This is a genomic window from Neotamlana sedimentorum, from assembly GCF_000943565.1.
Classification (GTDB): Bacteria; Bacteroidota; Bacteroidia; order Flavobacteriales; family Flavobacteriaceae; genus Neotamlana; species Neotamlana sedimentorum.
This window is the reverse complement of the sequence record NZ_JTDW01000006.1, coordinates 30,157-51,994: the sequence shown is the minus strand read 5'-3', so window position 1 is coordinate 51,994 and position 21,838 is coordinate 30,157. Positions and strand designations below refer to the sequence as shown.

At 33.5% G+C, this 21,838-nt stretch carries 16 protein-coding genes; 11 read left to right on the top strand and 5 right to left on the bottom strand.

What is annotated here, in order from left to right; genetic code table 11:
- The first annotated feature begins 3 nt into the window (after positions 1-3).
- From dtd to rlmN, 7 genes are all read left to right on the top strand, one after another.
- The gene (gene dtd / locus PW52_RS09795) at positions 4-456 is read left to right on the top strand and encodes a D-aminoacyl-tRNA deacylase (RefSeq protein WP_044632769.1); all 453 of its coding nucleotides are present in this window, start codon (positions 4-6) and stop codon (positions 454-456) included.
- Between the two features lie 155 nt (positions 457-611).
- Entirely contained in the window at positions 612-2,525 is a 1,914-nt protein-coding gene (locus PW52_RS09790) for a DUF3857 domain-containing protein (protein WP_082050888.1), read from the top strand.
- A gap of 21 nt (positions 2,526-2,546) precedes the next feature.
- On the top strand, positions 2,547-4,469 hold the full coding sequence (locus tag PW52_RS09785) for a transglutaminase domain-containing protein (RefSeq protein ID WP_044632767.1): 1,923 nt from the start codon (positions 2,547-2,549) through the stop codon (positions 4,467-4,469).
- A gap of 2 nt (positions 4,470-4,471) precedes the next feature.
- Positions 4,472-4,798, top strand: coding sequence for a nucleotide pyrophosphohydrolase (locus PW52_RS09780; protein ID WP_044632766.1), 327 nt, complete (start codon positions 4,472-4,474; stop codon positions 4,796-4,798).
- Between the two features lie 281 nt (positions 4,799-5,079).
- On the top strand, positions 5,080-6,303 hold the full coding sequence (gene aroA / locus PW52_RS09775) for a 3-phosphoshikimate 1-carboxyvinyltransferase (RefSeq protein WP_044632765.1): 1,224 nt from the start codon (positions 5,080-5,082) through the stop codon (positions 6,301-6,303).
- A gap of 136 nt (positions 6,304-6,439) precedes the next feature.
- On the top strand, positions 6,440-7,489 hold the full coding sequence (queA, locus tag PW52_RS09770; RefSeq protein ID WP_044632764.1) for a tRNA preQ1(34) S-adenosylmethionine ribosyltransferase-isomerase QueA: 1,050 nt from the start codon (positions 6,440-6,442) through the stop codon (positions 7,487-7,489).
- 213 nt (positions 7,490-7,702) lie between these two features.
- Positions 7,703-8,743 (top strand): 23S rRNA (adenine(2503)-C(2))-methyltransferase RlmN, encoded by a 1,041-nt coding sequence (gene rlmN / locus PW52_RS09765; protein ID WP_044632763.1) that lies wholly within the window; start codon positions 7,703-7,705, stop codon positions 8,741-8,743.
- Between the two features lie 60 nt (positions 8,744-8,803).
- Here rlmN and PW52_RS09760 read toward each other — a convergent pair whose 3' ends face one another.
- Positions 8,804-9,616: a T9SS type A sorting domain-containing protein gene (locus tag PW52_RS09760; RefSeq protein WP_044632762.1), complete on the bottom strand. Its 813-nt coding sequence runs from the start codon at positions 9,614-9,616 to the stop codon at positions 8,804-8,806.
- Positions 9,617-9,879: 263 nt separating this feature from the next.
- On the opposite strand from PW52_RS09760, the gene PW52_RS09755 reads away from it, so the two are divergent.
- Positions 9,880-10,857, top strand: a complete 978-nt coding sequence (locus PW52_RS09755) for a polyprenyl synthetase family protein (RefSeq protein ID WP_044632918.1) — start codon at positions 9,880-9,882, stop codon at positions 10,855-10,857.
- 31 nt (positions 10,858-10,888) lie between these two features.
- Positions 10,889-11,824: a citrulline utilization hydrolase CtlX gene (ctlX, locus tag PW52_RS09750; RefSeq protein ID WP_044632761.1), complete on the top strand. Its 936-nt coding sequence runs from the start codon at positions 10,889-10,891 to the stop codon at positions 11,822-11,824.
- On the opposite strand, the gene PW52_RS09745 is transcribed toward ctlX, so the two are convergent.
- Positions 11,821-13,902, bottom strand: a complete 2,082-nt coding sequence (locus tag PW52_RS09745) for a tetratricopeptide repeat-containing sensor histidine kinase (RefSeq protein WP_044632760.1) — start codon at positions 13,900-13,902, stop codon at positions 11,821-11,823. The two genes, ctlX and PW52_RS09745, sit on opposite strands and share 4 nt — an antisense overlap.
- Positions 13,903-14,337: 435 nt before the next feature.
- Here PW52_RS09745 and argS point away from each other — a divergent pair, with 435 nt between their 5' ends.
- Positions 14,338-16,119, top strand: coding sequence for an arginine--tRNA ligase (gene argS, locus PW52_RS09740; RefSeq protein WP_044632759.1), 1,782 nt, complete (start codon positions 14,338-14,340; stop codon positions 16,117-16,119).
- A gap of 13 nt (positions 16,120-16,132) precedes the next feature.
- Here the strand turns inward: argS and PW52_RS09735 are convergent, their stop codons facing one another.
- Genes PW52_RS09735 through PW52_RS09725 form a run of 3 tightly spaced genes read right to left on the bottom strand, consistent with a single transcriptional unit; the run spans position 16,133 to position 20,166 of the window.
- Positions 16,133-16,885: an NHL repeat-containing protein gene (locus tag PW52_RS09735; RefSeq protein WP_131453996.1), complete on the bottom strand. Its 753-nt coding sequence runs from the start codon at positions 16,883-16,885 to the stop codon at positions 16,133-16,135.
- Positions 16,886-16,893: 8 nt separating this feature from the next.
- On the bottom strand, positions 16,894-18,522 hold the full coding sequence (locus PW52_RS09730; protein ID WP_044632757.1) for a DUF1501 domain-containing protein: 1,629 nt from the start codon (positions 18,520-18,522) through the stop codon (positions 16,894-16,896).
- A gap of 3 nt (positions 18,523-18,525) precedes the next feature.
- A complete protein-coding gene (locus tag PW52_RS09725) occupies positions 18,526-20,166 on the bottom strand; it encodes a DUF1800 family protein (protein WP_044632756.1) in 1,641 nt (546 codons plus the stop codon).
- Positions 20,167-20,449: 283 nt separating this feature from the next.
- On the opposite strand from PW52_RS09725, the gene ffh reads away from it, so the two are divergent.
- Positions 20,450-21,778, top strand: coding sequence for a signal recognition particle protein (ffh, locus tag PW52_RS09720; protein ID WP_044632755.1), 1,329 nt, complete (start codon positions 20,450-20,452; stop codon positions 21,776-21,778).
- Positions 21,779-21,838: the final 60 nt, after the last annotated feature.

Genomic DNA, 21,838 nt, shown 5'->3' with positions numbered 1-21,838 from the left:
AACATGAAAATTGTAATACAACGTGTAACCAAAGCAAGCGTTACTATTGAAGGCGAAAAAGTAGCCAATATTAAAACTGGGCTTTTAATTTTACTCGGCATTGTAAACGAGGATTCTCAAGACGATATAAAATGGCTTACCAATAAAGCGGTTAATCTTCGCATATTTGGCGATGAAAACGGTGTCATGAATAAGTCTGTAAAAGATGTTGAAGGCGATATTATTGTTGTTAGCCAATTTACCTTACATGCCTCTACAAAAAAAGGTAATCGCCCCAGTTATATAAAAGCAGCGAAACCAGACGTTGCCATTCCTTTATATGAAAGTTTTGTGAAGCAAATAGAGGTCGATTTAGGTAAAAAAGTACAAACCGGACAATTTGGTGCCGACATGAAAGTAGAGCTTCTTAACGATGGTCCTGTTACCATTATTATCGACTCAAAAAATAGAGAATAATTTGCCTTTTATCGAAAAGTTCTTAAATAATTAATTAACTTTTTATAATTTTCTAGAAATTAAGAATTTTAATTAACCTTTAAATAATTAACGGTTTTCTCTCAATTAATTTTTCTTAACTATAAAATAAAATTTAGAAGAATTAATTATTATTTATGATTAAGCTTAAAAAGGTTTGTTATCTGCTATTTTTAGTGATAACTTTCTCATTTTCTCAAGAAAACTTATTTACAAGTTTAACCCTTCCCGATCATCTTACAAAAAATGCTAATGCTGTTTTACGTTACGAAAATTTAGATGTAACTGTTAACGCTGTAGATGATGTCGTTATTACAGAAAAACGTATTATAACAGTGTTAAACGAAAGTGGAGATTATTTGGTGCAAGCTAGTGCTGGGTATAGTAAACACTTTAAAATAAAGAAAATTGAAGCCGTTGTTTACAATGCTCAAGGTTCCGAAATTAAAAAATTCAAGAAAAAAGATTTTATAGATCATAGCGCCGTAGATAGTTTTTCTATATATACCGATTCTAGGGTGTTATTTATGGGTTATACGCCTACAACTTATCCATATACTGTAGCGTTCGATTTAGAAGTAGAAACATCAAACTCTGCGGGTTTGCCTTCATGGCGACCAATAACCAGTTATTACATTGCTATAGAAAAAAGTAGTTACACTTTAACCGATAATGCTAATTTAGGACTTCGATTTAAAGAGAAAAATGTAGATGGTTTTAAAATTGAAAAAAACACGACTACAAATACTTTAAATTATAGCTTATCGGATATGAAGGCCTTAAAACCAGAAGATTTAAGTCCGTCCTTCGAAAATTTCACGCCTCATGTCTTAGTAGCAGTAGATAACTTTCAGTATTACGGCGTTTTAGGAAAAGCTAAAAATTGGTTGGAATATGGCGATTGGGTAAACAATGCGCTTTTAAAAGGAAGAGATGAGGTGACCGATGAAACCAAACAAAAAATACTTGAATTAACTGCTAATATTTCAGATCCTATCGAAAAAGCAAAAAAAATATTTCAGTTTGTACAAAACAATACGCGCTACATAAGTGTGCAAATTGGTATAGGTGGTATGCAACCTATTTCGGCATTAGAGGTCGACCAAGTTAAATACGGCGATTGTAAAGGGCTAACCAATTATACTAAAGCATTGTTAAACATTGCCGGAGTAGAGTCGTATTATAGCATTGTACAAGCCGGTAGAGATATTGTAGACTTTGAAACCGATTTTGCCTCCCTAGCCCAGGGAAATCATATTATTTTGGCAATCCCGAAAGTAGACAACGATTTAATTTGGGTAGACTGTACAAGTCAAGTGCATCCGTTTAATTTTATTGGCAGTTTTACCGATAATCGAAATGTTTTAATGGTAAAGCCAAATGCTAGCGAAGTTGTTAAAACCACGATTTATCCCGATTCTTTAAATGCGCAAATTACAAAAGCCGAAATAAAAATTTTAAACGATGGTAGCATGAGTTCGGTTTTAAAACGAACCACTTATGGTACCCAATATGATAATAGGTTTCCACTTGAAAGAGAATCAGATAAAGACATAAAGGAATATTACAAAGAGCATTGGGATTATGTAAATAGCCTTGATGTCGATCAGTATAAATTCAATAACGATAAAAATAAGGTAGCGTTTGAAGAGGCTTTAAATGTATCGGCCAGAAATTACGCAAAAATAACTGGCGATAGGTTGTTTATGCCTATAAACGCATTTAACAAAAATACATATGTTCCTAAGCGATATGTAAGTCGAAAATTACCTTTAGAGATACAACGTGGTTATTTAGATGAAGATAGCTTTGTTTACCAAATACCAGAAGGTTATAAAATTGAAGCTTTACCCAAAAATGTAACTATTAAAAACAAATATGGTGTTTATAATGTTGCTATAAAATTTGAAAATTCAAAAATTTACTACCACCGCAAACTTCAAATTAATAGTGGTAAATATCCAAAAACCGAATACGATGAGTATCGCGATTTTAGAAAACAAGTTGCTAAAAGCGATAATTCAAAAATCGTTTTAAAAAAATCTAGTTAACCAAACAATCAGTTCTATAAAATGAAAAACCTTTATTTAATTGCTATTTTAATAGCTCAAATAACTTTTGCTCAAGATTTTAAATTTGGCAAAGTTTCAAAAGAAGAATTACAAGAAGAAAAGTATTTGCAAGATCCATCGGCAAATGCAGTTGTACTATATAAAAAACAAAGCACGTATTTTTCGTTTAATACGGTTGAATCAACTTTAATAACCGAAATTCATGAGCGTATAAAAATATATAATAAAGATGGGTTTGATTACGCAACGCACTTTATAGATTTATATCAAAGTGGAAACTCTGAAGAAGATGTTAGCGGTTTAAAAGCCGTTACTTATAATCTTGTAGATGGGCAAATAGAAAAAACAAGTTTAGACAAAAAACAAATTTTTGAAACAGAAGTAAATTACAACTATAACGAGATAAAGTTTTCTATGCCTGACGTAAAAGAAGGCTGTGTTATCGAGTTTAAGTATAAAATTACGTCACCATTTATCTGGAATATCGATGAGTTTGTATTACAATACGACATCCCGATTAAAAAAGTAGAAGCTTCAATTAGCACACCCGATGGGTTAAATTTTAAAGAAACCATAAAAGGATTTATTCCTTTTTATGGCAAACCCGGTCAATCTTATAACGAAACGCGTGTAAAGGAATATAATCTGGTGCATGTCCCGGCTTTAAAAGAAGAACGTTTTGTAGATAATATTGATAATTATCGAGCCGGCGTTGTATTCGAGTTAAAATCCATTATAATTCCAGGTGTAGTGCATAAAACATACTCATCATCTTGGGCCGATGTAGCTAAAACTATTGGTAATACTAACGATTACGAAACACAATTGGATAAATCTAGATCGTTCAACGACGAGCTTGACCCCATTTTAGCCAATGTGGCATTACCAACAGATAAAATGAAAGCTGTTTTTAATTATGTTAAAAACCATATTAAATGGAACAATATGGACGGCAAATACTTTTATCAAGGTATAAAAAAAGCTTTGCAAGAAGGTAAAGGAAATGCTGCCGATGTTAATTTAACTTTGGTTGCAATGCTGCGATATGCAGGTATAAACGCAAACCCTGTTGTGTTGAGTACTAAAGACAATATTATACCTATTTTTCCAACAATAGACAGGCTAAACTATGTTATTGCCTATGCCGAAATTAATGGTAAAGCATATTTTCTAGATGCTACAAGTGAGTTTAGCGATATAAATATTTTACCAATTAAGGATTATAACTGGAAAGGTATTTATATTGATAATAATAATATGGTGTGGAAAAGTATAGATATTAGTAAACCGCCAATTGCCGAAGAATTAAATATGCTAAGTGGAACTTTAACTGAGGATGGTGCGTTTGAAGGTAAAATACGTTCCAGATACACAAACCATAATGCGTTGTTATTTAGAAAGCGTTTTAAAAATGAAGATATTGATGCGTTTGTAGCAAAAAAGGAAGAAAAGCTAGATAATATTGAAATTTCTAATTACGAAGCCAAAAATACCGAAACAACAGAAGGTTTCGTTATGGAAACCTTCGATTTTAAACATGAAAGTATAGCAAGTAGTGTTGGCGATAAATTGTATGTTAACCCAATATTGTTTTTAAAACAAAAAGAGAACCCTTTTAAATTAGAAAAAAGAGAATTTCCTATAGATTTCGGGTTCCCTTTTCAAGACAAGTATAATATCACGGTAAAATTGCCAGAAGGTTATGTTGCCGAATCTGTACCAGCTCCACTTTATCTTAAAATTCCAGATAATTTAGGTTATTTTAAATTTAAAGTAGTTGTTAATGGTAGTATGATGCAGTTGGCTGCTTCTTTAGAAATTAATAGAGCTATGATAGGTCCGGATAAATATTTATTTTTGAAAGAATTTTTTAATCAAATAGTGATTAAAGAAGAAGAGCAAGTTGTATTAACTAAAGTTTAAAAATGGATATAAAAAACGCCCAAAAAGACGTAGACGATTGGATTAATGAGCACGGTGTTCGCTACTTTAACGAACTTACAAATATGGCACAACTTACCGAAGAGGTTGGTGAAGTAGCAAGAATTATAGCACGACGTTACGGCGAACAAAGCGAAAAGGAAAGCGATAAAGATAAAGACTTAGGCGAAGAGCTCGCCGATGTGCTTTTTGTAACCTTATGTTTAGCAAACCAAACAGGTGTAGATTTGCAAGCCGCTTTCGATAAGCGTATGTATAAAAAAGGAAAACGCGATCACGATCGTCATCACAATAACGAAAAGCTAAAATAACATAGACGACGAATTTTATAGGATAAATATTTGAAGGTGTCATGCTGAACTCGTTTCAGTATCTCATCTTCAACTATTCCTAAAATACACATTAAATGTCTTCAATGTCATTGCTGAGCGCAGTCGAAGTTTATCAGTGACTAAATTGGCTAACGGATATAAAATGCTGCCATATTTTCTAACATTTGTAAAAAATCTGTTAAGTATTTAAAAAAAAGAAAATTACTTAGTATTACTCTGTATTATCGAGTAAATTTGCAACTTTTAAGTTAAATAAGACCATGCAAATTACGCTTCAAAAATCTAAAATAGTCAAACAATCTTCAATACAAATAACAGGTTCTAAAAGTGAATCAAACAGATTATTGCTTTTACAAGCTTTATATCCAAGTTTAAAGCTCGATAATATTTCAAATTCCGATGATAGTAATTTAATGACGAATGCGTTAAATACAGATTCGAAGGTTGTCGATATTCATCATGCAGGAACCGCTATGCGTTTTTTAACGGCGTTTTTTTCGGTACAAGAAGGACGAGAAACTGTTTTAACAGGGTCAAAACGTATGAAAGAGCGTCCAATTAAAATTTTAGTTGAAGCTTTACAAGATTTAGGTGCAGAAATAAGTTATGTAGAAAACGAAGGTTTTCCGCCAATTAAAATAAAAGGAAAAAAACTTACGCAAAGTAAAGTAACTCTAAAGGCAAATGTAAGTAGCCAATATATTTCGGCGTTATTGTTAATAGCATCAAAACTAGAAAATGGTTTAGAGCTTACTTTAGATGGCGAAATAACGTCAATTCCATATATAAAAATGACGCTTAGTTTACTTGAAGAAATAGGTGTTGAAACGTCGTTTTCTGGTCAAGTTATAACAGTAAAGCCAAACAAGGAAAAACCAACAAAAACCAATTTAGTTGTAGAGTCCGATTGGTCGTCGGCATCTTATTACTTCAGTATTGTAGCGTTAAGTGAAGTTGGTACACAAGTTACTATTTCATCTTACAAAGAAAATTCGCTTCAAGGCGATTCTGCTTTAATTAATATTTACAAGCATTTTGGTGTTAAATCGGTATTTAATGGCAATAGTTTAACCTTATCTAAAGAAGAAAAAACTTTAGAAACCTTAGAGTTAGACCTTAAAAATGCTCCAGATATTGCGCAAACCATTGCAGTAACTTGTTTTGCATTAGGTATAGCATGTGACTTAACGGGGCTTCATACTTTAAAAATTAAAGAAACCGATAGGTTAGTGGCTCTTAAAACCGAAATAGAAAAACTAGGTGGCGAGGTTGAAATAACAGATAAATCGCTGCATTTAAAACCTTCATCTCAAATAAAAGAAAATATTTCAATCGCAACTTACAACGACCATAGAATGGCTATGGCATTCGCGCCAATAGCCTTAAAATCGGCATTAGTTATTGAAGATGCCATGGTGGTTTCAAAATCCTACCCAACCTTTTGGGACGATTTAAAAACGCTTGGTTTTAAAATATCAGAATAAATTTCCGCTTTTACTTGACAACCCCTATGCTCAGATTGTATATTTGCAACTTTGCTATAAAAACATAGTTTTTTAATCCTTCTTTTTGAAATAGATTAAAGTATTAAAAGGCCATAAATTAATTAAAAACGAGCACATGAAATTATCAAACTTTGGTTTCGATTTACCAAGCGAATTACTTGCGGAATATCCTGCAGAAAACAGAGACGAATCGCGTTTAATGGTTTTAAACAGAAAAGATCAAACCATTGAACACAAAATGTTTAAAGATCTTATTGATTATTTTAACGAAGATGATGTTTTAATTCTGAATAATACTAAGGTGTTTCCTGCAAGATTATACGGTAATAAAGAAAAAACTGGAGCGAGAATTGAAGTGTTTTTACTTCGTGAGTTAAACGAAGAACAACGTCTTTGGGATGTTTTGGTCGATCCTGCTCGTAAAATCCGTATTGGAAATAAATTATACTTTGGCGACGACGATACATTAGTTGCCGAGGTTATCGATAATACAACATCACGTGGTCGTACATTACGTTTCTTATACGATGGGTCGTATAGAGAATTTCGTTTAAAACTTAACGAGTTAGGCGAAACACCACTACCAAAATACATTAAGCGCGGTGTCGAGCCAGACGACGAAGATCGTTACCAAACTATTTATGCTAAAAAAGAAGGTGCCGTAGCAGCACCAACAGCAGGTTTACACTTCTCAAAACATTTGTTAAAACGTCTTGAAATTAAAGGCGTAAATTTTGCAGAAGTAACATTACACGTAGGTTTAGGTACTTTTAACCCTGTTGAAGTAGAAGATTTATCGAAACACAAAATGGATAGCGAAGAAATCACTATCGATTCTCAAGCGGTAAATATTGTAAATAAAGGAATAAACGAAAAACGTCGTGTTTGTGCTGTAGGAACCACCGTAATGCGTGCCGTAGAAAGTTCGGTGTCATCAAGTGGAATGCTAAACGAAATGGAAGGTTGGACTAATAAATTCATTTTCCCACCATACGATTTTAGTATTGCAAACTGTATGGTAACTAACTTTCACACACCAAAATCAACGTTGTTAATGATGGTTTCTGCTTTCGCTGGTCACGATTTTGTAAAGCGTGCTTACGAAGAAGCGGTTAAAGAAAAATACAAATTTTACAGTTACGGCGATGCCATGTTAATTTTATAAAACATATAAAGCCTTGAATTTTCAAGGCTTTTTTATTGGTTTATTTTGGGCATTTCCGCGTTTAGGCGCGGTCGCGCTTTCGGCAGTCGCTTCCCAATTTTAATAATTGAGAGAGCTCCAACAATGCCTCAATCGCTAATGCACAGGCTAACTTCAATTTATACTTGGGTTATAAATAAATAAAACATAGGTTTCATTATTTTTGCATCACTTATGGCAACAAATAAAAAAGACATTCGGGCATTAACAAAAGAGCAACTACGCGATTTTTTTGTTTCGCAAGGCGATAAGGCCTTTCGTGGCAATCAAGTGTACGAGTGGCTTTGGCAAAAATCGGCGCACAGTTTCGAGGATATGACAAACATATCTAAAGAAACACGCGAAATGTTAGAAAATAATTTTGTAATCAATCATATTCAAGTAGATCAAATGCAGCGCAGCAGTGATGGAACCATTAAAAATGCTGTACGCTTACACGATGATTTAATTGTAGAATCTGTTTTAATACCAACAACAACACGAACCACGGCATGTGTATCTAGTCAGGTTGGTTGTAGTTTAGACTGTAAATTTTGCGCCACAGCACGCTTAAAACGTATGCGTAATCTAAATCCAGACGAAATATACGATCAAGTGGTGGCTATCGATAATGAAAGCCGTTTATATCACAACCGCCCGTTAAGCAATATTGTATTTATGGGCATGGGCGAACCTTTAATGAATTACAATAATGTAATAAAAGCCATTGATAAAATTACATCGCCCGAAGGGCTCGGTATGTCACCCAAACGAATAGTGGTTTCAACCTCTGGTGTGCCTAAAATGATTAAAAAAATGGCCGACGACGATGTTAAGTTTAAGCTCGCCGTTTCTCTGCATTCCGCTATCGATGAGGTAAGAACATCCATAATGCCATTTAATGCTACGTTTCCATTAGCAAGTTTAAGAGAAGCATTAATATATTGGTATGCTAAAACAAAAAACAGAATTACTTACGAATACGTGGTTTGGAAAGGTATAAACGATAAAAGAAAAGATGTTGATGCGTTAGTAGACTTCTGCAAGTTTGCACCAAGTAAAGTAAATATTATTGAATACAATCCTATTGACGATGGCGAATTTCAGCAGGCGCAATCTTCTGCAATTGATATGTATGTAGATGTGTTAGAAAAAAACCACATTACGGTTACCGTAAGGCGTAGCCGAGGTAAAGATATTGATGCCGCTTGTGGGCAATTAGCTAATAAAGCTTAAAAGTGTAAACAAAAAAAAGCTGCAAGTGCAGCTTTTTTTTGTGTAAATTCTAAACTAAAATTAGTTTTTAATAATTTTTACAGTAGCTGATTTAGTTAAAGACTTAAGGGTCATAAAATATAAACCACTTTCTAAATTCGATAAATCAATTTTATTATTTGATATAGCATTAGGTTGTATCTCAATAATGCGTTTTCCTGTTGGACTATACACAGATGCCGTTTCAATAGTTTCGTTTGTATCAATAGTAACAACATCATCTACAGGGTTAGGGAAAATTCTAGCGATGCTAAGTGCATTCTCAGAAACCGATAATGACGTAGAGTACGTAATTTCAAAATCATCAACAATTAATGCAAACTCATCTGTAGTATCGAAGTGATATACTATAAATTTGATATTTTTCGATGCAAAGGCGGCTGGAATTTCTGCGCTTATAGTTTTTGCGGTGTTTTCACCACCTTCGGTTAAGGTGTCAGAAAAAATTGGAGTAGCGTCGCTTTCAGTATCGTCTACATCATATACTAATACAGCATATTGTTCTGCATAGTAAGTAGCTTCTGGTGAACCAGCCTTCATTTTAAAGGTAATTACTGCAGCATCAGATGGAATAGTAATTGTTGGAGAGTACAAAGCATTCTCAGGCGTTAAGGCTACAGCATTTGTCCAATCGTAAGACTGAGATAAGAAACAGTTTCCTGTAAAGCCATAAGCTTCAAGTTCGGAGTATACTCCCCAATTAAATCCATCAGCATCAAAGTCTTGAATTGTCCATCCTGTTAAGTCTTCAGAGTCAGAAGACCAAACTACTGTTTGTGCATTTACCGAAATAGCACAAATTAAAAATAAGTAAAAAAGAGTAATTTTTTTCATAGAGGGTGTATTTGAATTAATTAACGTTAGTTATACACCATAAATATAAGGATAAAAAAAAGGAGTAAAAAGTGTATGTTTTTCGTTTTTACTGAATTTTGAAAGTATTTTATTGGGTTAACTACCTCATTAGTAATTGTTTGTTTTGAAGTTGCTTTACAGGGAGAATTTTATGTTTTAAGATGTTAAAATATAGTTTTGTTAAACCTTTAGCAGGAATTTATACTTTATTATTAGATTTGTGCAAACCAGAAGAAATTGCTTTGAAAATAGTTGAACAAATAAAACAGCCTATTGCCTTCGAGATGGAACTTTTTGAAAAAAAGTTTAAACTTTCTATGTCGAGTAAGGTGGCTTTATTAAACCGAATTACCCATTATATTGTTAACCGTAAAGGGAAACAAATGCGACCTATGTTTGTGTTTTTGGTTGCGAAGATGGTTTCCGATGGCGAAATAAGCGAACGCACCTATCGCGGAGCCTCGGTAATTGAACTTATTCATACGGCAACCTTAGTGCATGACGATGTGGTTGATGATAGTAACCAGCGTCGTGGGTTTTTCTCTGTAAATGCGCTTTGGAAAAACAAAATTGCTGTTTTAATTGGAGATTACTTGCTGTCAAAAGGACTATTATTGTCTATTGATAATAACGATTTCGATTTACTTAAAATTATTTCTATTGCGGTTCGCGAAATGAGTGAAGGCGAATTGCTTCAAATTGAAAAAGCAAGAAGTTTAGATATTACCGAAACCGTTTATTATGAAATAATTCGCCAAAAAACAGCTACTTTAATTGCCGCTTGTTGTAGCTTAGGCGCTGCTTCCGTGATGCCAAATTCTGTGCATATTGAAAATATGCGAAAATTTGGAGAACTCATTGGGATGGCTTTTCAAATTAAGGATGACTTGTTCGATTATGGAGAAACCCAAATAGGAAAACCAACAGGTATTGATATTAAAGAACAAAAAATGACATTGCCTTTGATTTATGCACTAAATCAAGCTACTAAAAAGGAAAAAAAATGGTTAATAAATTCGGTTAAAAATCATAACAAAAACACGAAACGAGTTAAGGAAGTTATAGCATATGTTAAAGAAAACGGCGGTTTAGATTATGCCGTTAATAAAATGAAAGCCTTTCAAAATGAAGCACTTCAAATTCTAGAAACTTACCCGGAATCTGCTTATAAAAATTCACTTAAGCTTATGGTAGATTACGTAATTGATAGGAAAAAGTGATAAATTTTTTATTAAGTAATACATAGGATAAATGCAGCAAATTACAAACACCATATTAATGGTTCGTCCGGTAAATTTCAGAATGAACGAGGAAACAGCCATAAACAATTATTTTCAGGAAAATATATCAAAGGAAAATAAAGCTATCAATGCGCTTGCTCAAGAAGAATTTGATGCTTTTGTAAAAAAGTTACAGGATGTTGGTGTTAAGGTTATTGTGGTTAGTGATAGCCTAGAAAATGATACTCCAGATTCTATTTTTCCTAACAATTGGGTGTCGTTTCACGAAAATGGGAATGTAGGCGTATACCCAATGTTTGCAGAAAATCGCCGATTAGAACGTCGAGAGGATGTTTTAGAAACACTAGAAGCCGAAGGTTTTTTAATAAATAATATAATTGATTATACAAGTGCTGAAGATGAAGGTGTTTTTTTAGAAGGCACAGGAAGCATCGTTTTAGATAGAGCCAACGGAAAGGCTTACTGTGCTTTGTCTGCAAGAGCAGATGAAGAATTATTTATAGAATTTTGTGAAGATTTCGAATATTCGCCAATAATTTTTACTGCTTATCAAACCATTGAAAACCAAAGAAAGCCAATTTATCATACTAATGTAATGATGTGTTTAGCTGAAACCTTTGCTGTAATTTGTTTAAGCTGTATTGATGACAAAAAGGAACGAAAAGCTGTTGTAAAAAGTTTAAAAGAAAACAAAAAGGAAATTATTGATATAACTGAAGCTCAAGTTGAACAATTTGCAGGTAACATGCTTCAAGTAAAAGGAGCTAACAATAAGCGTTATTTAGTTATGAGCGCAGCAGCCCATAAAGCTTTGACAGTTTCTCAAACAAAAACTATAGAAAAGCATTGTACTATTTTATCAAGCAGCTTATCTACAATTGAAACTTGTGGAGGTGGCAGTGCACGATGTATGATGGCCGAAGTGTTTTTGCCAAAAGTTAATTAGTCTTTGGTTGGTCGGTTTTTTGGTAGTTGTACATAAAAGGTGCTACCGACTCCAAGGGTGCTTTCAACCCAAATTTTTCCATTATTTAGTTCAACTAATTCTTTACAAATAGATAAGCCTAAGCCAGTTCCTTTTTCATTATTTGTACCAATAGTTGTAAACGAATTATTTTTAAATAGTTTTTCAATGTTTTCCTTTGAAATACCTACACCAGTATCCGCTACACTAATTATACAATTTCCATCGCTTATATGGTTTGAAACCGTAATGGTATCGCCTATTTTACTGAATTTTAATGCATTGGCGAGTAGGTTCTGGATTACAATTTCTACCATACTTCTATCGGCATAAGCAAAATCACGTAATGAAAGGTCTGTAATATTAATGCCTTTGTTTTCTAAGCGATTTTCAATAATTTTTACTTTTTCTTTAAATACCTCTTGAACATCAAACAGTGTTGGTTTAGGTTCTAAAGATTGCATTTGCGATTTAGACCAATTTAATAAATTAAATAATAGTAATGACGCGTTACTAGCGTTTTCGCTAAGTTCGGGTATAAGATTTTCAAACTCGTCACGCGAAAGAGAACCATCTCTTAGTAAATCAATAAATCCTGTAATTGATGATAGCGAATCTTTTAAATCGTGCGATACTATAGAAAATAATTTGTCCTTTACATTATTAACACTTTCAAGGTGTTTGGTTTGTTCTAAAAAAGCCTCGTTTTGTAATTCTATTTTTATATTTTTCTCCTCTAATTCTTGGGTGTATTTAATTGTATTATTACGTTTTAAATACATGAAAATTAAAAAGGTAGACACTATGGCGAGTGCAGCTAAAACACCATAAAATAAAAGTTTTAATTTGTCATAGTTTTCGTTACTTGAATAATGGGTTTCAAGAGGCTGTACAATGGGCTTAGTTTCGGCTTCATGAAGCAAGCTATCAAAACTTGATAAACTAGTATTGGTAATTGTAGAAGTCGCAATTTGATTCGATAGCTGATGTTGTTTTTTTAATAGGACGGTTTTTAATTCATAATATTTTTGTTGCCAAATGTAGGCTCTATCAAAACGTTTTTTTATCGAGTCTAAGTTTTTCATTAACAGATAATGCCTTAGTAGTTCTTTATCGTTTTTTAGTTCTTTAGCCAGTATACCCGATTTTTTTAATTGTTTTTCGGCTATAATTAACCGGTTTTTATTAATATTTAGTTCGCCCAAATGGTTTAAAACAATTAAAAAATCTGCTGAATTGTTTTGATTTATATTTAAATTATAGCCTTTTATTAAGTATTTTGACGCATTTTCAAAATCGTTAAAATTTAAATATTCACCCCCAAGTTTCGGGTAAAGGTGAGCACGATCCTCACGACTTAAACTATCGTTATTAAGCATGTTTTCGTAAACCTCAATAGCTTTTCTGTATTCTTTTTTAAGCGAATATAGTTCGGCCAATTTAAAGTTTGTGGCTACTTCATCCCTCTTTTTATTTAATAACTTTTGAACATCTAATGCTTTCGTATAATATTCAATAGCTTTCTCTGGTTTACTTAAATAATTATAGGTATTGGCTAAATTGGTGTATGCTATATTTAATTCGTCGTAGTGTTGTGTATTTTGCAAATGTTGAACAGCAACTAGTGTATGTTGTAACCCTTTTTTGTAGTTACCTTTTTTTACTTCAATTAAACCAATACTGTTATTAACTTTAGCAATGCTAATGGTGTCATTAAGTGCTATAAATAAATCTTTACTTTTGGAGAACCCGCTTATGGCATTGATATAATCACCTTTTTTATCGTAAATTAAAGATTTGTAATAAGTTATTTCGGCTTGTGCATCTTTGTAATTTAAAGCATTAGATAATTTTTCACTTTCAATAACGTATTGTAATGCTCTGTCATAAGAACCGATATCGTAAAGTGATTTTATTAGCTTTAAAGAGGTCTTAACTTTAAGAGAATCTTGTTCTTGAAACGCAAGTTCAATAGCGAGCGTATCAATATCGTCATCTTTTGTTTGAGAGAATCCAATAAAGTTAATTAAGTATAAAAATATTAAAAATTTTATCCTCATAAATAGTTTCATTACATTTTACCCATAATGGTAAATGGCATTTGATTTTGAGGGACTTGGCAAATGCTTAAAGTTGTAAATTATACTTGTTTAATAGTTTACCACTTTAAAGTGGATTTATAATAGCGTTACGTAACAAAAAAATGAAAATTGCAAAGTTAAATTCTAATTTCTACGTTTTAACGCTAATAAATTAGATGAAAAGCATCGATAAAGTGAAGCCCGCAATTTATAGTTTATAAATAAACAAACTGATGTTATTTTTATATATAATTAAAAATTTATGTGAAATTATTAACAAATGTTAATTTGTAATGCAAATCATATAACATCTTAGAGTTTTAATTTTCTTAATTTATCAATTATTTGTTCTTCATTCTGTTAAATAAAAACCACAAAAACTTACTATATTTGCGAGCTTAAAAACACTTTGCAATGAGCCTTCAAAATACCTTAACAAATTTTGTAAAAGAAGCTGTAAAAGCTAAATATAGCATTGATATTGAAACTGTAGAGTTTCAAGCTACCAGAAAAGAATTTGCTGGCGATATTACTGTGGTAATTTTTCCTATGTTGCGTTTTGTAAAAGGAAATCCGGTACAAATAGGAGAAACCATTGGTAATTATTTGGTTGAAAATGTTAACGATGTAAAGGCATTTAATGTTGTAAAAGGGTTTTTAAATATTGAAATAAACGATAGTTTTTATGTCGATTTTTTCAATACAGTAAAAGATGATGCTCAATTTGGTTTCGAATCTCCTGGGGCTAATGAAAAAGCTGTTATGGTAGAGTATTCTTCACCTAACACAAATAAACCATTGCATTTAGGGCATATTCGAAACAACTTATTAGGCTACAGTGTTGCCGAAATTTTAAAAGCTTCGGGTAAAAAAGTTTATAAAACTCAAATTATAAACGACCGTGGTATACATATTTGTAAAAGTATGTTGGCTTGGAAACGTTTTGGTAACAACGAAACACCAGAAAGTACAGGCTTAAAAGGAGATAAGTTAGTTGGTAATTACTATGTGAAGTTCGACCAAGAATATAAAAAGGAAATACAAAACCTTATTAATTCTGGTACCGATGAAAAGGAAGCAAAAGCAACAGCTCCAATTTTATTAGAAGCTCAAGATATGTTGCGTAAATGGGAAGCTGGCGATGATGAGGTGGTTGCGCTTTGGCAAAAAATGAATAATTGGGTTTACGACGGGTTTAACCAAACATATAACAATTTAGGTGTCGATTTCGATACGCTTTATTACGAAAGCAATACGTATTTATTAGGAAAAGAGTTTGTGGCCGAAGGTTTAAAAACAGGTGTTTTTTATAAAAAAGAAGACGGTTCTGTTTGGTGCGATTTAACCGAAGACGGTTTAGACGAAAAAATTGTACAGCGTGCAGACGGTACTGCTGTTTATATGACTCAAGATATTGGTACGGCTATACAACGTGTAAACGATTATCCAGATGTTGGCGGTATGGTTTACACCGTTGGTAACGAGCAAGATTATCACTTTCAAGTATTGTTTTTAATTCTGAAGAAATTAGGGTTTGATTGGGCCGAAAATTTATATCATTTAAGTTATGGTATGGTAGATTTACCTAGCGGAAAAATGAAAAGTCGCGAAGGTACTGTTGTTGATGCAGATGATTTAATTGTTGATATGGCAACAACTGCCGAAGAAATTTCGGAAGAGTTAGGGAAGCTAGATGGTTATTCTGAAGCAGAGAAAAAAGAACTTTATAAAACTATTGGTTTGGGTGCTTTAAAATATTACATATTAAAAGTAGATCCTAAAAAACGCATATTATTCGATCCAAAAGAATCTATCGATTTTCAAGGGAATACAGGGCCTTTTATCCAGTACACATACGCAAGAATTCAATCTATTTTACGAAAGGCCGATTTAAATGATGCTAAAGAGATAAACGAATCTATTGTGTTGCATTCAAAAGAAAAAGAACTTTTAAAACAAATACAGTTATTTCCAGAAGTCGTGCAAAATGCAGCACAAAATCATAGTCCGGCATTGGTTGCAAATTACACCTACGATTTGGTAAAAGAATTCAATTCATTTTATCAAAATGTATCTATTCTTGGTGCAGATAGCGACACCGAAAAAGTATTTAGAGTACAACTATCTCAAGTTGTGTCAAATACTATAAAAAATGCCTTTGGCTTATTAGGAATTAATGTGCCAGAGCGCATGTAACTTCGAGTTATGTTTATTCTGCTGTAAAATGCGGTGTTATAGCGGTTATCCAACCTTCAATAATAGTAGGGGAACTGCTTAGTAAATCACCGCTTTGTATGCTATTATGGTTTATTTCGTTTAAGGCAGAAACAGTAATTAGCTCATAATCAAAATAGCTTAAACAATACGTTCCAGAGGTAGTTAAGCCAGTTATTGGTGTTTCGGAAAACGTGTTTAAGTTTAATTTTATAACGGGTTCAGTTTCAGAATATCTTAAATAATACAAGTTGTTTTCAAAAATGGTAATATCAGAAATATTTAAGGTTGTATTTTCTGTTTCAAAAGTATCAACAAAGCTTCCGTTTTTTGTTATAACATTTATCGTGTTTAAGTTGCAATAATAAAGGTTATTGTCTTTTACAGCAATGCCTTCAGTTATTATATTAGGAATGATGTTTACTATGTCTCCAGTGTCTGGATGTATTTGGTACATCGACTCGTTTTCTCCGTTACCACCAACCCATAAGTATTCGCCATCAAAAGCTAAGGCATGCGGCGATTGTAAATCCTCTGGTAAACTTAGTTCTAGTACAATATCATTGGCTTCCTCATCGTATAAATAAATACCTGGTTTTTGATAGTTTTTATGCGTTAAAATCCACCATTTGTAAGTAACAGGTTCGGTAGGTGTTCTGGTAATATCGTAAACAGGTTTGTTTCTGTTACACGAAACCAAGCAAAAGCCTAATATAAAGGTTATGAAAAAGTGTTTTAAAATTTTCATGCCGATAGCTACGTTTTTATAATTTTATGAACTTCTTTTTTATCGCCAGAAAGAATTACGAAAAAATAAACGCCATTACTAAATTGAGAGAGGTTTAAGGTAACTTTACCTTCGTCGACCAAGTCGGTGCTTTCAATAAGTAAAACACCAGAGGCGCTGTAAATTCTATACGAAATACTTTCAACAACATTAACTCCAGATATATTTATGGTGGTTTTAAAAGGGTTAGGGTAAACTAGCCATAATTTATCTTCGCCTAACGGATTGTTTGTTACGGGAACACAACCAGTAGTAACATTGTAGGCGCTTTTTATTAGGTCGTCTACTTTTAAATTATTAAAACTATCGTTTAGGGTATGGTTGAAAAATGTGGCATCAATTATAGCATTGTCGGCTCCAATAAAATTTTGAAGCAGTGTAGCGAATGTTTGTCTATAATCAAATTGTACGGTTTTTAATTGGTAGTTGTTATAGCTTGTCGCTTCAGTTAAATCGGGGTTTTCTCCAGAAACGCCACCTTTAACCGCTTTTCCAAAAACAAACATAGGCGCAATTTCACCATGATCGGTTCCCATGTTGCCATTTTCTTTTGCTTTTCTTCCAAATTCGGAGAAAGTTAGACCTACGACGTCTTCCGATAGGTTTTGTCGGTCTAAATCGGTTATAAAGGCTTCAACGCTTTCCGATAAATTAGATAATAAGTTATAATGTAATCCATCTACACCTCCAAGGTCTTGAACTTGAGCATCGTGTGTGTCGAAACCAGAAATGCGAACTAAATAAATTTTGGTTCCTAAATCGCCACTTATTAATCGGGCTACAGTTTTTAGTTGATTTGATAAATCGGTATCTGGATATGTTACAGTGTTTTCACCTTTTTCGAATGCTGCAGAAATGTATTGTGCGTAGGTGTTTGTTAGCGCGTCTGTTCCGGTTAAAAAACGAAGCTGGTCGCCGTAATCTGAATCTGGGAAATTTAAAGGCGGTTCACCGGCTAAACCATTTAAAATAGAATAAAATCCGCCTGCGTCTTGTCTCGTTAAATTTATTGATAAGCCATGAGCTTCTTCGCCATGAAACCCTAACGATGTGTTATTTGAGCCAATTTGAATACCTAAAGGATACGATTCTACAATTAATTCGGAATAGTAAAGCTCCATGAAACGTCCCATCCAGCCAGTTTCTGCACCGTTTAATAAACTATTACCATCGTTACCCGATAAATATAAATCGGTTGATGTAAAATGACCACGATTTTGCGACGGATAACCAACCGATTGTAAAACACGAAGCCAACCTTTATCATAAAGACTTTTCATGCCTTTTAAGGCTGGATTAAGCCCGATTTGTTGGTTTTCTGGCAGTGTGCTGTCGAGAGTCAAATACTTGTTGCTTCCAGAAATAGGTACTTTTATAGTGGGGCGTAAGTTGCTATACAAATCGTATTGATTTAATGGTACAACTGTGTTTAGGCCATCGTTACCACCTGCTAAGTTTATTAAAATAAGCTTACGGTTAGAAATATCGGGGCACTCTAAATAAGGTGCAAATGTTTTTAAAGCAGCTTGCAGTTGTATAGGCGTTAAACCCATAACAGAAGCAGTTGCCGAAAGTTTTATAAAGTTACGTCTGTTCATAGTTTACATTAATTGAAATTCGGCAGCATTAACCATTGCGGTAATTAAGGCGTCAAGGCGTATTTTTACGGTTACATTGTCGTTGGAGCTTAGGTAGTTATTCCAGGTTCCTGTCCAATAATAATCTGGAAAACCATCTTCAACTAAAAAGCTTTTAAAATAATTTGTTCGGTCTTCATCTATAGCTTCAGGATATAATAAATCGGCGATTTCTGTAACCAGTAAAACAGGATCTGAAGCGTTTGCAATATTATCTTCTACAAATTTTACGGTATCAATTATAGCATGAATATCGCCATTGCTAATCGTGTTTTCTCCTGCAATAAAGCTTTCTATAAGTCTGTATCTGCCAATTAAGGTGTTAGATGAAAACCAGTTTCGGTCGTAAAGTGGTTCTTGGTAATAAGCAGGATATCCAGCTACTTCTTCGGGGTTAAAAAATCCCATTCCTGCAAACAGAAAATAGGTGTTATGTATAAACCTAAAAAAGAAATCATTGTAAAAATTTAAAGCATCGGTAGTTGGGTTGGGGTAAGAAACGTTAAACATGGCGCACATTTCAGAGAGGTGTTGTAACGGGTTTTTAATGATGCTGCCTATAATTTCATCGGCGGCATCTGTATCGTCGGCATCATAAAAATGTTGGCTACAAAGCAATGTTTTTACCACTGGTTCGAGGTTGTAATCGTTGCTTATAAGTTGTTGTGCTAAAGGTGTAATAATATCTGTTTCAACTTCATCGTCCCAATTACTTTTTACAAAATATCTGTATAATTTTCGGCAGTACGCTTTAGCTGTTTCTTCTTGCGAAAAAACCATATCTACAAAATCGCTTAATTCATCAATAATTTCTGGAGGAGAATTTCTTCCAGTTATAGTTGCATTTCCAAAAGCAGCGCTAAAGGTTTTATTGTCGGTATCGTGTAAATCTTCATTTATATAACCAGTTGGCAGGCCAGTTTCGGCATCAATAATACTCCGGTCCTCTTGTATTTTATAACCCGAAAGCACTTTTGCAGCTTGTTGAATATCTGTTTCTGTATAATTAGTGTAGTTTCCTGCTCCTAATTGTTCGCCTTCTAAAATTGTGAAAAGCTCAAGAAATTCCCGAGCGAAATTCTCGTTTGGGTTGTTTTTGTTGTTTCTTGTATTGTCTAAATACTCAAGCATGGCATTATCTAGCGGTATTTTTTTTGCTAAACTTTTTATACTGCCAAATGCGTAAAATTCTAGTAAACGTAGGTAGTCGTAATAATAGGTAGCGGCTCCGGCGCCATCATCTTTAGCTACGGTAAAACAAGTGTGAAGAAAAAATGAAAGCTTATGTTTTAAACTGGTTTCACTCATGGCATTATGCCACCACCAACCAGTTATTACTGCTCGTTTTCTTCGTTGGTCATCGAAAGTGTTTGGTAATTCTGGTGCGCTAGTCCAAAAGCCATCAGGTGCGTCTGTTGGTAAAGGGTCGTAAGGTTCTGGTAAGGCGTTTGTTGTTGGAGTGAATAAGGTGTTTACAGCATTGAGAGCGGTTGTGCCAGTAAAACTTTCTAATTGGTTTTTAGAAAAGTTAAATGTTGCTCTTCTTAGTAAATGCTTGGCTTTTCTTAAGTCTAAATTTCCGTTAAGCGGATTGAGTGACGCCATAAAAACAATTTTCGGTTAGGTTACGTTAGTAGGTATTAATTTAGTTGTGTTGCATTATTTTATTGTTAAACGAAATAATTTGCAGGCGGATTAATTGTATTTATATACGTTACACTTTTATAATTAGATGCTTAAAGCGCAATAATAATTTTAATTTTCGATAAACGGTATTTAAATGGTATTGTGTTTTTAATTCAGTCTTTTTATTCACTTTATAGGTTTAAACTTCAATATTTACACATCAAATTATTAAATTTGCATTTCTTAAAATTTCAAGATAATTATGTTTAATAATTTAAGCGATAAATTAGATAAAGCCTTACACGTATTAAAAGGGCACGGGAGTATAACAGAAGTAAATGTTGCCGAGACTTTAAAAGAAGTTAGGCGCGCCTTACTAGATGCCGATGTTAACTTTAAAATAGCTAAGCAATTTACCAATACTGTTAAAGAAAAAGCGCTGGGTCAAGACGTATTAACAACGTTGCAACCAGGGCAATTAATGGTTAAAATTGTAAAAGATGAGTTAACCGAATTAATGGGAGGCGATGCCGAAGGAATTAATTTATCGGGAACGCCAAGTGTTATTTTAATGTCTGGTTTACAGGGTTCTGGTAAAACAACGTTTTCAGGAAAACTGGCTAATTATCTTAAAAATAAGAAAACCAAAAAACCACTTTTAGTAGCTTGTGATGTGTATCGTCCGGCAGCGATCGATCAGCTTCATGTGGTTGGAGATCAAATAGGTGTTGAGGTTTTTAGCGATAGAGGAAATAACGATCCGGTGGCTATTTCGCAAGCAGCAATTGCACATGCAAAATCGAACGGACATAACGTGGTTATTATTGATACCGCTGGTCGTTTAGCTGTAGATGAAGCGATGATGACCGAAATATCGAACATTCATAAAGCTATTCAACCTCAAGAAACATTGTTTGTAGTTGATTCTATGACGGGTCAAGATGCCGTAAATACTGCAAAAGCCTTTAACGATGTTTTAAATTTCGACGGTGTTATTCTTACTAAATTAGATGGTGATACTCGTGGTGGTGCCGCTATTTCCATTAAATCTGTTGTAAATAAGCCAATTAAATTTATTGGTACAGGAGAAAAAATGGATGCGATAGATGTGTTTTACCCATCTCGTATGGCTGATCGTATTTTAGGAATGGGTGATGTTGTATCGCTTGTTGAGCGTGCTCAAGAACAATTTGATGAAGAAGAAGCTAGAAAACTTCAAAAGAAAATTGCCAAAAACCAATTTGGTTTCGACGACTTTTTAAGTCAAATTCAGCAAATAAAGAAAATGGGTAACATGAAAGACCTTATGGGCATGATACCTGGTGCTGGAAAAATGCTGAAAGATGTCGATATTGATGATGATGCGTTTAAAGGTATTGAGGCTATAATTCACTCCATGACGCCAAAAGAGCGCACCAATCCAGCTGTATTAAATGCAAGTAGAAAAAAGCGTGTTGCAAAAGGCTCAGGAACATCGGTTCAAGAGGTAAATCAGTTATTAAAACAATTTAACCAAATGAGCAAAATGATGAAAATGATGCAAGGAGGTGGCGGCAAAAAGATGATGCAGATGATGAAGAATATGCGTTAATTTGTTAGAAGTTAGAAGTTAGAAGTTAGAGGTCATGCTGAGCGCAGTCGAAGCATTTTA